This window comes from Clostridium sp. KLE 1755 (assembly GCF_000466465.2).
In the GTDB taxonomy this organism is placed as follows: Bacteria; Bacillota; Clostridia; order Lachnospirales; family Lachnospiraceae; genus Eisenbergiella; species Eisenbergiella porci.
Map to the genome: position 1 here is coordinate 14539 of NZ_KE992745.1, position 13762 is coordinate 28300.

The 13762-nt window shown below is 46.5% G+C and carries 12 protein-coding genes and 2 pseudogenes; 3 read left to right on the plus strand and 11 right to left on the minus strand.

All coding sequences use genetic code 11. From position 1 onward, the window contains the following. Positions 1 to 127: 127 nt before the first annotated feature. From HMPREF1548_RS21200 to HMPREF1548_RS21235, 7 genes and pseudogenes are all read right to left on the minus strand, one after another. On the minus strand, positions 128 to 1048 hold the full coding sequence (locus tag HMPREF1548_RS21200) for a tyrosine-type recombinase/integrase (RefSeq protein ID WP_021638624.1): 921 nt from the start codon (positions 1046 to 1048) through the stop codon (positions 128 to 130). Positions 1049 to 1294: 246 nt separating this feature from the next. Further along, a complete protein-coding gene (locus HMPREF1548_RS21205; protein ID WP_021638626.1) occupies positions 1295 to 1954 on the minus strand; it encodes a DUF2461 family protein in 660 nt (219 codons plus the stop codon). Positions 1955 to 2137: 183 nt separating this feature from the next. After that, entirely contained in the window at positions 2138 to 2332 is a 195-nt protein-coding gene (locus HMPREF1548_RS21210) for a hypothetical protein (RefSeq protein ID WP_021638627.1), read from the minus strand. Between the two features lie 10 nt (positions 2333 to 2342). Next, entirely contained in the window at positions 2343 to 2960 is a 618-nt protein-coding gene (locus HMPREF1548_RS21215) for a helix-turn-helix domain-containing protein (protein ID WP_021638628.1), read from the minus strand. Between the two features lie 251 nt (positions 2961 to 3211). After that, entirely contained in the window at positions 3212 to 4474 is a 1263-nt protein-coding gene (locus HMPREF1548_RS21220; RefSeq protein WP_021638629.1) for an ATP-binding protein, read from the minus strand. 156 nt (positions 4475 to 4630) lie between these two features. After that, a pseudogene (locus HMPREF1548_RS30655) lies at positions 4631 to 5167 on the minus strand (glycoside hydrolase). Between the two features lie 35 nt (positions 5168 to 5202). Beyond that, the gene (locus tag HMPREF1548_RS21235; protein ID WP_021638632.1) at positions 5203 to 5454 is read right to left on the minus strand and encodes a hypothetical protein; all 252 of its coding nucleotides are present in this window, start codon (positions 5452 to 5454) and stop codon (positions 5203 to 5205) included. Between the two features lie 48 nt (positions 5455 to 5502). Here HMPREF1548_RS21235 and HMPREF1548_RS30660 point away from each other — a divergent pair. From HMPREF1548_RS30660 to HMPREF1548_RS21245, 3 genes and pseudogenes are all read left to right on the plus strand, one after another. Further along, positions 5503 to 5616 (plus strand): annotated as a pseudogene (locus tag HMPREF1548_RS30660) (sensor histidine kinase); the annotation flags it as partial. Between the two features lie 72 nt (positions 5617 to 5688). After that, positions 5689 to 6372 (plus strand): ABC transporter ATP-binding protein, encoded by a 684-nt coding sequence (locus HMPREF1548_RS21240; protein ID WP_021638634.1) that lies wholly within the window; start codon positions 5689 to 5691, stop codon positions 6370 to 6372. Next, a complete protein-coding gene (locus HMPREF1548_RS21245; RefSeq protein ID WP_021638635.1) occupies positions 6369 to 8696 on the plus strand; it encodes an ABC transporter permease in 2328 nt (775 codons plus the stop codon). Before HMPREF1548_RS21240 ends, HMPREF1548_RS21245 begins: the two co-directional genes overlap by 4 nt. 111 nt (positions 8697 to 8807) lie before the next feature. On the opposite strand, the gene HMPREF1548_RS21250 is transcribed toward HMPREF1548_RS21245, so the two are convergent. From HMPREF1548_RS21250 to HMPREF1548_RS21265, 4 genes are all read right to left on the minus strand, one after another. Further along, on the minus strand, positions 8808 to 9278 hold the full coding sequence (locus HMPREF1548_RS21250; RefSeq protein WP_021638636.1) for a pyridoxamine 5'-phosphate oxidase family protein: 471 nt from the start codon (positions 9276 to 9278) through the stop codon (positions 8808 to 8810). Continuing rightward, positions 9275 to 10111, minus strand: a complete 837-nt coding sequence (locus HMPREF1548_RS21255) for an alpha/beta fold hydrolase (protein ID WP_021638637.1) — start codon at positions 10109 to 10111, stop codon at positions 9275 to 9277. Before HMPREF1548_RS21255 ends, HMPREF1548_RS21250 begins: the two co-directional genes overlap by 4 nt. 78 nt (positions 10112 to 10189) lie before the next feature. Further along, positions 10190 to 10897, minus strand: coding sequence for an HAD family hydrolase (locus HMPREF1548_RS21260; protein WP_021638638.1), 708 nt, complete (start codon positions 10895 to 10897; stop codon positions 10190 to 10192). A gap of 40 nt (positions 10898 to 10937) precedes the next feature. Further along, a complete protein-coding gene (locus HMPREF1548_RS21265) occupies positions 10938 to 13739 on the minus strand; it encodes a glycoside hydrolase family 3 protein (RefSeq protein WP_021638639.1) in 2802 nt (933 codons plus the stop codon). Between the last annotated feature and the right edge of the window lie 23 nt (positions 13740 to 13762).

A 13762-nucleotide genomic window follows, 5' to 3' on the forward strand; every position in this document is an offset into this window, starting at 1 on the left:
GCTGCGGTGAATAAATAAAAAGGAAGTCGTTATGGTAATTGACATTACAAAAAGGCCGGGAAAAGATTTTTTTATCCGGCCTGGTTTACGTATCCATTTAGAGGGGAATATCCGCGCGGAATGTGCGTCAGTTTCTCCGTTTCCTGTTATTTACCACATAATCATCATTATGTGGTTTTTGTTTGCCCGCAAAAACAAGCCCCATCCGTTCGAGCTGCCGAACATGCTTCACACCGCTTTCCATGGTATAGATGCGCGTGGTGGCTACATTGGCATGTCCCAGCAGGTCCGCCAGTTTTGACAGGTCTTTTTCCATTTCATAATATACCTTCGCAAACAGGTGACGCAGGTTATGGGGAAATACCTTGTCCGGCTCCACCTTTGCCCTTTCGCAGAGGTTCTTCATCTCTTTCCATATATTCGACCGATCCAGCGGCTTCCCGTTTTTTGTACAGAAAATCATTCCCTTCCCAATCCCCTGACTGCTGCAATAACGGCCAAGGACACGGACCAGCTCTGAAGGCAGCAGGACAATACGGGTTTTGCCCTTGCAGTCCACTGCCGCACGGCCCGTCTTCACTGCTTCCGCAGTAATATATTTCAATTCGGATACCCGGATTCCTGTTGAACAGATGGTCTGCAGAAGGAGCGCCAGCCGGTGCCTGTGTTCTTTTTCCGCGGTTTCCACCAGCCGTAAATATTCGGTCCGTGTCAGTTCCTTCTCCGGCTTTGAAAAAATTTCCCTTTGTATTTTCAAAGGTTTTACCTTTAATTCAGGAAGCTGAAGCCAGTCAAAAAAGCCATTTACTGCAGCCAACATGGAATTTATGCTGGCCGGGCTGTGGGTGGCCTGCAGTTTTTCCTTCCATGCCAGAATATTTTCTTTTCTGACCTGCCCGCCGTCCATAAAAGCTGAAAACGCCCGGATATCGCGGATATACTTGCTGACGGTATTCCTGCTCTTTTCTTCCTTATATAAGTATGATTTGTACTCAGCTATCAGTTCCTCTGTAATTACGGCCGTCTCTTCCACATAATTTCTCTGCATCCATTGAACCTCCTTTTTCTATACATTTATTGTACCGAAATTTGAAAAATTCATGCAGAAAGATTACTGCGGCCATCTATACTGCTCTGACGGAAGATATTGCAAAGGATTTTTCAGAAAAGGATTTTGGAATCCCGAATTGCACCTGATAGAAATATGTGCCGCCTGTAGCACGTAAAAAGGAGAACGCTTCCAGGTTTCGTACCCGAAAACGTTCTCCAATATAGGCCTTTTCCTATGATTAAATTACAGTGCTTCCTTTAGCATAAAATACACATCCTGCACACTATCAAATGCAGCTAACATACATTCAAGCATATCTCTCCCAAAAAACACATCGCTTAATTCATCTTCATGCACAAAAGAAATTCTCCTGCGCTCCAACCACTCCCGTAATATCACATCTTCTTCAGGATAACATGCTCTTTTATATTTTTCTCCCTGCACTCCCAGCAAACCAGACTCATTAAACTTTTCAATTACTCCTTTTGCAAAATTCCTGTTATCCAATATATACTCCCTTATTTTTTCCATACCTTTTGAATCTGAATTATAGATATTCAACCCAAACTTATACCCTGTCAAAGATGCATCGAAAAAAAAGCCAGGTGCATTCTTTTTATTCACCTTGTCCAGCTTAAATCGTATGTAAAAATACTCCTTAACCGGAGCATCCCTGCAAAATCGTGCATCGTTATATGCAGAAGAGATACATTGTCTCTTATTACCCAGCAAATCCCCGTCTGCTTTACTGAAATATCGATACAGTTCAGAATACAATTCTTCCAGCGGATATTTCACGCCATCAAAGTATAGCATTTTATTTTCTTTATGCGTATTTTTACAATTATCTTTTCTGATTGCCTGATAATACCCTATTGTAGACTCATTAAATCCTTCAAACATTGTTCGTCTTCCTATTCGCCGATTATCTCTAATTCATCTGGTAATGCCCGCACAACAAGTGCACAGGTATTTGTTAATCTCACATTGTCCTTTAAGGGATATGCTAACTTACCTCTCGTCTCTCCTTCTTGACAATGTACATCTAATTTTGTATTTATTAACCCCAAGTTACCAGCTAAATTATTAGAGAAAAGAAGGCTCCCTGCACTCACACCGATTACCATTCCATTTCGGCAACACTTCTATTGCTCCTGCATCTGTGGCGGCTGTCGGAATAAATAATGCCTTTACGTTTGCCATCTTTTTTCCTGTCATTTTCACAAAACACTCTTTAATCTCTTCTGTTTCCAACCCCGCTGATGTTAATATTACTCTCATGCCGGCTCTCCTATTCTGACCAATTCATTTCTCCATCGGAAATACCCATTTTGCGACATTCAGCACATACATTTTCTTTCTCAGATTGGTTACCGATCCGGTATTTTAATATTTTATCTTTGAATACGATATATTTCTCATTTCCGGCTTTGAAATCAACGAACCAATTTTGACCACCTTCCGTATCCGAAACCATAACTTTGGCCATTTGTTCCGGCAAATCCTGCTTATCACTGGTAAAAAAAAGAGCTGTCCAGTATTTCGGTTTTCCGCCTGTATTCCATAATTCAATCTTGTGGATATTCAAAAAATCAATAATATTCTCGTCGTTTACGCTTTCCTTTATCAATACGCCCTCATATATTTCCTTCTTTTTCCCTTGAACAGCATTGGTTCCGCAGCTATGCACCTCTTTAACCTCTCCTAATGTCAGCTCATCCTTTAATAACACATCCATAGAAACATGAAATATATTACCCAATAACAGTATTTTTTCAGTTTCCGGCAATGCTATATCCGCCTCCCATTTAGAAATAGACTGCCTACTCACATTACAGATGGAAGCAAGTTCCTCCTGCGTCATAGCGTTTGCTTTTCTTAATTCCATAATCTTCTCTGCCAACTTCATCAGCAAACCTCCCTTTTTTAGTAATTATTTCCGCTGTCCTGAACTGTTACTGATTATTATACACAGAAGGTGTTTTACTTACCATCATTTTGAAAGTTCTTTTTCGCAACCATAAGTTGCCTGAATATAAAAGGGAGCCTGCATCCAGGCTCCCTGATTATGCCCGCGCATTTTTCCACAGGCAGTTTTATAAATTTTTTATTGCAGGCGGAATCCGCCTGTACAAAATGTGCCCCATCTTCCAGCTCCGTCTAAATAATCCATGCCGGCACATACCAGTTTTTCCGATCAACAGGAATTAAATCAGGCGGCATACATACTACCGCGCCGGTGCCGACTTTTGTTTTCAGATGCGCTGTCCCTGAAAATACATCCTCCGAAGCAGCCTCCTCTTCTATCGGATTCAGAACAGAAAAATTCTTAACAGCATCCTTAGGTGCCGAGCCTTTCTTTATTTCCACCGGACTTACAATTCCATCCTGATAAATAATCAAATCAATTTCTTTCTTATTGCTGTCCCTGTAAAAATAGAGCGGCGGATTCTTTCCGGCATTTATATAACTTTTGTATATTTCAGACACCACCCAGGTTTCAAAAAACTGCCCGTCCATGGCACCGCGCTCCATAACCTCCGCACTGCTCCATCTTGTCAGATGGGAACATAATCCGGTATCCAGAAAATACATTCTCGGGGCCTTGATGACACGCTTCAGAGCATTATTGGAAAATGCAGGGATTAATGCAACAAGGCCGGAAGAAACCAATATGGACATCCACTGCTTCACTGTGGGCGCTGAAACTCCAACCTCGCCCGCCAAAGCTTCATAATTAACATTTGTTGCGGTACGCGCTGCGACAACTGTCATAAAATTAAGGAAACTCAATTCATCCGCAACCTGAGTCAGGTCTTTGATATCGCGGCTGATATATGTCTCCAGATAAGATTCATAATATTGTTCTTTATCAACATTTTCATTTTCATATAAGCGTGGCATAGCGCCTTTATAAATACGGGAAAATATCTGTGTGATATTCATAGGCTCCGTATCACTCATACGATTCATCAGTTCCGGAATGTCAACCTGAAACGGTGCAAAATGTTTCCCGCGTATTTCACTGTTGCTAAGTCCCTGCATTTTTACAATCCCTGCCCTGCCGGCCAGAGACTCCGTCACTTTTTTCATCATATGAAAGGTCTGTGAACCGGTCAGCCAAAAATCTCCGCATGTTTTCTTCCTGTCCACATATCCCTTAATATAGTCCAATAATTCAGGCGCATACTGTACCTCATCTATTAATACGGGAGGGGCATACCTTTGCAGGAACATTTCAGGATCGCTCCTGGCAAATGCACGTATAGTCGGATTATCCAGGGAAACAATTTTTCTATTTGGATCCGCCAGCCGGGTTAACAGTGTCGTTTTTCCTACCTGCCTTGGCCCTGTTACTATTAATACGGGAAATGTTTCACTTATTTTTTTGATGGTTGGCTCTATGGTCCTTTCTATATACATAGCAGTCCTCCTACTTGTTTTGCGGAGCAAAATACGGTTTCTTTGCGTTCAGCGGATTTTCCTTCCCTAATTAGCATGTAAAAAAAATATTATATTATGCAAATACAAAATCTTATTTTATATTTACATAAATATCGCATAAAGTCAACCACTGTATCAATACATCAGGAAGTAAATATATTCCGCCTGCTCCCATTCATTTTTCCCGTCTCCGCACTCGCTTTCCGTCTGCATAATATGCATTTCCGGGAAACTCGCCCCGATCTGCTCCAGCTGATGCTTTCCGCCCCACTGCACGCCTACTCCCGTCAGATATTTTCTGGCCTCCTTATCGCTTAAGATCGTATTTGCAAACTGATCATAAAATTCTTCATAGGGCGCGCCGTAGCCCGGCCAGCGGAAATCCACAAAGGGACCGTTTATCGTCCCCAGCCAGATCTAGGTTCCCAGGCCGCTTTTTTCAAAGGCCGGCCCCAGATATCCTTTGATAAAATCGCTCATATCGCTGCCATGCCACAGGCAGGAGGGAAACTTCTGATCCGCCATGGGCTCATTCTGTACATGAACCATGGACACCGGGATACCCAGCTCCTTATAGGCCTCTACAAATTTCACAAAATATCTTGCATAGGCGTCCAGCACCCTCTCTTCCATGCGGATCCGTCCGTAATTATAGACCTTCTTCGTCTTCATCCAGGTGGGAGGACTCCAGGGAGAGGCAAAAAGCTCTAATTCGGGACATTATTTCTGCGCTTCCCTGATATAGCGTAAAGCTCCCTGATAAAATTCTCCCGTACCGAAGGCTCCGTTTTCAGCAGCGCATCCCAGCCCAGCTCATTAAAACAGCCGCCGAAACCCAGGATTTCCTGTTTCTTTCCCCCTGTCAGCTCCAGTGTGTCTTCGCCTGCAGGGATATTTCCTACTTTTCTGTTTTTCCAGTAATCCTTGTCCTTACTGACAATATGAAGTATACCGTCCATTTAAAATCCCCTTTTCCTTATTTTTATACTTTATTTTACTCTTTTTTGCTTCCTTTGACAAAAACTATTATTAAGGCGCATAATGGAACAATCAAAAGAAACAGCTTATCAGGTGTTGGAACTACATTTACCATCAATTTTCTGATTCCTACAAAATTGTAGGCTGTGCGTCATCTCGCAGTAGGGTTCGTATGCTACTCTTTTTATATCAAAACAGAAAGAGGTGTTAATAGAATGGATTTATTAGAAGTTAAAAATATTTCAAAAACTTATGGAAATGGCGAAGTTGCCGTACACGCATTAAAACAAGCGACGTTTTCTGTCCCCAAAGGAGAATTTGTTGCCGTCGTTGGGGAGTCCGGCTCCGGAAAAAGTACGCTTCTGAACATGGTGGGGGCTCTGGATACGCCCACCTCCGGCAAGGTGTTTATTGACGGCAAGGACATCTTCTCTATGAAAGAACGTAATCTGACCGTTTTCCGGCGCAGGAATATTGGCTTTATTTTTCAGAGTTTTAACCTGATACCGGAATTAACCGTGGAGCAGAACATTGTTTTTCCCGTATTGCTTGACTATCAGAAGCCGGACATGAAATATCTGGAAGAGCTGCTTACTGTCCTTAACCTAAAAGAACGCCGCCGCCATCTTCCCAGTCAGCTTTCCGGCGGCCAGCAGCAGCGTGTGGCAATCGGACGCGCTTTAATGACACGTCCGGCGCTGATACTTGCCGACGAACCGACCGGAAATCTTGATACACAAAATACAAGTGAAGTCATTGCATTACTGAAAGAGGCGTCCAGAAAATATGAGCAGACCATTGTAATGATTACCCATAGCAGAAGTATCGCACAGACAGCCGACAGGATTTTGCAGGTATCCGACGGGCAGCTGACCGATTTTGGGAGGTGCCGCGAATGAAAAGCTACCTTAGCCTTGTGCCTATTTCTGCACGCGTCCATAAACGCCAAAGCCGTATGACCCGCATTTGTATTATTCTTGCGGTATTTCTGGTAACGTCTATTTTTTCCATGGCAGAGATGTGGACAAAGGCAGAAACCACTACAATGCGCCACAATCAAGGGGACTGGCACATTGCCCTCCAAAATGTACCGGAGAATGAAGCGAAACAGATTATGGAAACCTCTGATGTTGCTTTTTCTTCATGGTACAACGAAATGAACACCAGTGCAGATCAAGGTTATTACACAGGCGGTAAAAATGCTGCTTTGTATGGTGTTGAGGAAACATACACAACAAATATTATGAATTACCCGTTGGAGGGTTCTTATCCGCAAAGTGAAAAGGAAGCTGCCCTTAGTGCTGACGCAAAAGATTTATTCGGAATTACGGTTGGCGACAGGATTACCTTAAATACACCTGCGGGGGATTTTGAATATACCATTTCCGGCTTCTATGAGGATGATACTGAATTTAACAATATTATTGACGGAACCTGTGTGTATATGAACCGGGCGGCATTTGATGAAATTTCTGCCATGAACGGTACGGAGCCCGCCTCTCAATTCTACATTCGCTTTAAAAAAGAAAGCGGCCTGAAAAAAGCGATTGCAGACTTGAAGCAGCAATACAATCTTACCGCCGCAAATGTAAAAGAAAATATGGGTCTTTTGGGAATATTGGGAGCCAGCAGCAATAAAAGTGTAAGCCAGCTCTATCCTCTGGCAGCCGTCTGTTTCATTATCATTTTAGTTTCAGGCGTTTTTATGATTTCAAGCTGTATGAACAGCAATGTGACACAACGTACAGCATTTTTTGGGATGATGCGTTGTATTGGTGCCAGTAAACAGCAAATCATACGTTTTGTACGGCTTGAGGCATTGAACTGGTGTAAAACAGCAATTCCGATCGGTTGTGCCTTGGGAACCATAACCTGCTGGATATTATGCGCGGTTTTAAAAATTTTGGTAAAAGGCGAGTGGGTGGATATGCCGCTTTTTGCAGTAAGCATAAGCGGTATTCTCAGCGGCGCTGCCGTTGGTGTTGTCACTGTATTCATTGCCGCCCATTCCCCTGCGAAGCAGGCAGCACGGGTTTCGCCAGTAGCAGCAGTATCCGGCAATGCAAATGTATCGAAAAAGGTTAGCCGCATCACAAAAATAAGGTTTTTCAAAGTGGAAACTTCTTTGGGTATTCATCATGCAACCGGCGCAAAGAAAAATCTTCTGCTTATTACAGGTTCCTCTGCCCTTATGATCGTCCTGTTTCTTGCATTTTCCGCCTGCCTTGATCTTGTGCATAAGCTGCTCCCGTCTATAAGCGACTTTACACCAGACATTACAATCAGCAGTGAAAATGATGCAAATTCTGTAACCAGGGATCTGGTAGAAGAAATTTCAGAAATACCCGGTGTGAAAACTGTTTTTGGTACTATGCTTAATGCTGCATACCCTGTTGAAATTAATGGAAGGGCAGAAACGGTTGATCTTTTCTCTTATAATAAGTTCATGATTGACAATTTCAAGAACTCTGTTATGAGCGGCGATTTATCAAAGGTCTATGGAAATTCCGGCTATGCGTTGGCAATCTATAATCAGGATAAACGGCTAAGCGTTGGCGATAAGATTAAAATCGGAGGTGAAGAAATTGAAATTGCATGTATCGTTTCCGAGGGAGTGGGAAGCGTCAGCGGTTCGGCTACAATGGTCTGCTCGGAAGAAACCTATACACGCCTACTGGGTGAACAAAACTATATGATGGTTAGTGTGATGCTGGAAAAAGATGTTTCTGAGGCAGACGTAAATAGAATTTGTGATCTGGCTGGTGATTATCTGTTTTTGGATAATAGGGAAGAAAATAGAGATGTCAACGGCTCCTACTGGGTGTTCCGTCTTGCAGCATACGGTTTTCTGGCGATTATTTCCCTTATCACCGTGCTGAATATTATGAACAGTATTTCCATAGGCGTATCTGCAAGGATTAAGCAATATGGCGCAATGCGCGCTGTTGGCATGGAAAGCCGGCAAGTAACGAAAATGATAGCTGCCGAAGCCGTTACATACGCTGCCAGCGGTACGATTGTTGGAATTGTACTCGGCCTGCTGCTTCACTATCTTATTTATGTGAAGATTATTTTAAGCCATTTTGGCGGCGTATGGAAAATTCCTGTCACTCCAATAGCAATTATTATTTTATTGATTTCATTTTCGTGTATTGCTGCGGTTCACACACCAGCAAAGCGTATTCGTAATATGGCGGTTACAGACACTATTAACGAGTTGTGATTGCCTGAATACAAGATCTATGTAAAAAAACGCATCGTTGATTTATCTGCTGCCGACGGCAAAAGGCAAAAAGCCGCCGTGCAGCAGCTCCGGCCTGCCTGGCAAAAGCTTCTACGGATGCTCCTTGCAGGACAGCTCCGTCACGTCCAGCCTGAGGATGCGCACCGCTTCTGCCATCGCATCCGAAAACTCCCAGTCGTCCCTGCCGGTATTATGGCGCATGATGCTTTGCAGCGCCGCCTTTCTTTCCTCCGCTGCATCCACAAAGCTGACGCGGCCCGTACCGATTACGCTCTGAAAACGCGCGGAATGATTACATGCCAGATCCCCTTCCACAAGCTCATAATTCGTATCCAGTTCAAACCCCACAGAAGGCGCTGCCGAAATCAAATCGATTTTCCTGCCTTCCCTTGCGCTGTGGAAATAGAAAAATCTCCTGCCCTCCTCTTCTTCATAACCGAAGCTCAGAGGGACAATGTAAACCTCTTTTCCGTCAAAAAAACCCAGCCTGCAGCAATGGCTGGCTTCAATAATCTCCCGTATTTTGGCCGGTTCCGTAATTTCTCTGTCTTTTCTTCTCATACGTTTTCCTCCAAAGCTGTCTCATTCAGGAAATCCATGACCTGGCGGTTGAAATCCTCAGTTTCATCATAAGCGCCATGTCCCAGTCCTTCATAAATTTTCATTTTACACTGCTTGATTTTTTCTGCCATTTCCGGCGCGGCATCTGTCCCCACAATTTTATCGTCGCCTCCTCCCAGGATAAGGACGGGGCAGCTTATCCCGGAAAGCTCTTCATAGGCATTATGGGTGAGGCAGGACTCCGCCTGGATGAGGAACCGGCTGAAATCCTCCGGCTTTCCCACCCTGCACAGCAGCGGATAAAGAGGCCTGTATTTTTTCAGTGTTTTCAGGGAATATGTCTTCTCGCTTGTATCTGTCATCAGCGATCTGTAATCGCCCTTTGCCGCCATCTCCATCCACCCGGTAACAGCATTTTTCAGGATTTTGTTCTGCCTGGACGCAGTCACCCCCAGAACAAGTTTTTCCACAATATCCGGATGGGCTATGGTAAAATGCTGGGCAATCATACCGCCCTGGGATATCCCCATGAGGTAAATTTTTTCCGTATTCCATGGACGCAGCTGTTCCAGCGCCAGCCACAGATCCTCTGCCATATCCTTCGTCGTACAACCCTCTTCCAGCTTATTTTTTCTGCTGAAAATATACACCCGGTAATAGGGGGCAATCTTCCTGTAGTAAAAAGCAAGATTGACGGCCTGACCGTGAACGGTTCTCAACCCGTCGCCCAGTCCGGGCAAAATTATGAGCGGCCTGCTGCCATAGCCGAATTCCACATAATCCATGGCAGTATCCTTTATAATTACCTTATGTTCCGCAGCCTTGTAAAACAACAGCGCCTCCCGTCTGCCGCCTCCATGCGTCAGCCCTTTTTCGATAACAGCTCAGCAGGCTGAACCGTTACTGCTTTTCTATTTATCCTGTCCACCCGTTTTTTCATCCGTTTTCCCTTCGACCAGCTGCAGAATATCTGAGATCTGTTTCACCTCATAATCTGCCAGCGACCTGTCAAAGCCAAACCTGTCATCCACCACCGCGGCGACCCTCATCCCGGCCAGGTGGGCCGCCGTAATGCCTGCGGTGGAATCCTCCGCCACCAGACAGCGCTGCGGCTCCACTCCCAGGCAGGAAGCCGTGTGCAGATAAATTTCCGGATCCGGCTTACTGCGCCGGAAGCTCTCTCCGCTGACCACCACCTCGAAATAAGGGCGTATGCCGTTATCCGTAAGGATTTTTTCCACAATGGAAAGACCGTTGGAGGAGGCCAATGCCAGCCGGATTCCCCGCTGCTTCAGACTCTCCAGCACCCCCGGTATTTCCCTGCGGAACACACTTGCAAAATCAATCGAGGCATAGGTGCATACCACGGTTTTCCGGTATTCCGCCAGAAGCTCCTGCCAGGTCATTCCGTTATGCACCGCCTCCGCCACAAGGGACCAGCTGCCTTCCGAGGAGCGGCCCACCGTGGGATACAGCTCTTCCAGCGTCACTTCCGGATTTTTCTCCCTGGCAAACTGCCAGCGTAAGTTCAGATACAGCATTTCACTGTCCACTATCACGCCGTCCATATCAAATATCACCGCATCCGTGACCTGGCAGCCGCATTTATGGTTCATCATAAAACATTCTCTTCCTTCCGGTATTCTTACGTCCAAACCGTTACTGCAGTTCTTCCTTTAAAATCATTCTCACTTCTCCCAGCTCCAGGCCTGACTGGCCGAAATAAAACTTCAGATACTGGTGCGGGAAACGGAATTCTCCCAAATCTGAGGAGCGTACCACCCATTCCCCCTGGGTGCCGTTGATGGTAAAGGTGATTACCACTCCATGGTTCATAAAGATAGACATGGGCACCTGGGCCAGCTCGCCCGCATCACATCTGGCTTTGATCTGAATGGCGTAAATTCCCTGATGGAGAAGCTTCACTCCCAGCACGGAGGAAGCCCCCTTCTCCGTGGAAATCCCTGAAATATCCAGCGGCGTATCCCGATCCACCTCCTGATATTTCAAATCCAGGAACTGTGCATCCTCTCCCGCGCTTTCCCTCTGTTCCTTCAGTTCTTCCTCTGAAATCCGGTTGAGGAACCGATCCATAACAGGCAGACGCATCAGTACGCTGCAGATATTCCGGGCGCTGCGCAGCAGCTCACCTCTGGTAATCCTGCCGTCGGCCAGGCCTTCCAGGGTATTGTCCTGGGCGCTGTTTGACGCAGCGTCTGATACCACCATGTATACATCGTTCTGCCCGCGCACCATGGCCGCCGTGTTGCGGGTATCTCCATCCTGCCCCTCATCGTTCATCTTCGCCCACCAGTCCGTCATCACCAGGCCGTCAAAGCCCCATTCCTTCCGCAGGATCGTGGTCAGCAGGTCATAGCTTCCGGCGGTCCACAGGCCGTTCACCGGGCCGTAGGTGCTCATAATGGAGATCGCCCCGCCTTCCTTCACCGCAATCTCAAAGCCCCTCAGATAAATTTCACGCAGCGCTCTTTCTGAAATCACCGAATCCGCCAGATTCCTTGAAAATTCCTGGTTATTTCCGGCGAAATGCTTGATCGTTCCGCTGGTGCCCGCTTTTCCCATGCCCTTCAGCTGGACTGCCGCCATTTTCCCAGTCAGATAGGGATCCTCTGAAAAATATTCGAAATTCCTTCCGTTCAGCGGATTCCTGTGGATATTCATTCCCGGCCCCAGAAGAAGATCCACCCGGTTTCTTCTCAGCTCCAGCCCTTCCATTTCAAAGAGGGCTTCCACTAACGCTTCATTAAAGGTACAGGCCAGGCAGGTCCCGTTGGGCAGGCTGAAGGCATGGGTGCCGCAGTCCATACGTATGCCGGAAGGGCCGTCGGCACAGCAGCCCACCGGGATGCCGAAGTCCTTCAGCCTGTCCGTCACGCCGCCGAAGGCGCCTGCCGTTCCCGGAGTCACCTTAGGGGAACACATTCCTTCCCCGCGCACGATACAGGCAAGATCCTCATCGGTCAGCTGGGAAAGGAATTCGTCCAGTTCCGCCTTTTTATCATATACATCTCCCAGGGTAATGCCCTTATCGCCGCTGCAGGCCGCAGCTTCGGGCCTGTTTTCCCGAATCCGGTCCACAAGGCTTATGGTGCGCAGGGGCACAGCCTCCTTTTCCATTTCCAGTTCCAGGGAATCATCAGCCTCTTCCGCAGTCTTTTTATCGCAGACAGCCTCCGGCTTCAAGCGGAAAAACGGAGTCACAGGCGCCAGCGCTTCCTCAAGCTGCTGTGTCACCTTCAGCTCCGGCTGCGTAAAGGAGCCGCATAAAGCGGCGCTTCTCACATCCTCTCCCGCAAAAAAGCGGTAAGCGCCTTCCTCTAAGACATAACAGGATTTATGTCCCGTCGCGCCGCTGTCATCATAGGAAGCCAATTCCTTTTTCCATATAGTAAACGGAAGCTCCTCTTTTTCTCCCGGCATAAGCACCCTGGTCTTGGCAAACGAGGCCAGGCTGCGCAGCGGCTTCCCCAGAACTCCCTGGGGCGGGTTAACATAGACCTGCACTACCTGGCGGCCGGGAAATTCTCCTTCATTCGCAACTGCTATTTTTAAGGATACGGAATCGCTGTCCTCTGCAAATTCCAGTGTTTTCATGGAAAAATGTGTATAGGACAATCCAAATCCGAACGGGTAAAGCACTTTGTCTTTGGCTGTTGTTTCAAAATAACGGTATCCCACGTAGATGTCTTCCGTATAAAAATTCCTGTACTGATCGCCAAAGCAGGAGGAGGACGGGTAATCTTCTATGGAACGGGCGATAGTATCGCTCAGACGGCCGCAGGGGTTTACCCTGCCGGTCAGCACGTCGGCAACGCCGCTGCCGCCCTCCATTCCGCCCTGCCATACATAAAGAACAGCGGAGGGCTTACAGGTCTCCACCCATTTCATATCAATGATATTTCCCACATTCAAAAGTACCGCCGTCCTGGTAAAATGTCTGCTTACCGTACGGATCATGGCCTCCTCTTCTTCCGTAAGCAGGTAGCTTCCCGGTTCAGCCTTGGTATCCTGATCCTCTCCGGCGGTCCTTCCGATGATAACCAGAGCCACGTCGCTTATCTGAGCGGCTCTTTTTGCCACATTGTCCGGCAAAGGCATTTCTTCCTGGGACCATGGCTCCTGTCCCCATCCCTTTCCCTTATCAAAAGGGTGCCCTTCGCACCATTTTTCGTAGACTGCCGCCAGCTCTTCGTTGACGTGTATCTCCTTTTCCTGGCGCAGCGCATCCAGGATTCCTGTCACATAGCGGGTATTTACTAGCCCGCCTGAGCCGGTGCCGCTTTTATAATAATTCAGCTGTATTCTGCCGAATACGGAAACAGTTTCCCCTTTCTTTACCGGCAGCGTGTTGTTCTCGTTTTTCAACAGAACGCAGCCCTCCGCCACAGCCTGGCGGGCCAGCTGTTTATATTTTTCCATGTCCAGATAGTACTTTCCCATTGGTGATGTCCTCCCTTTATATC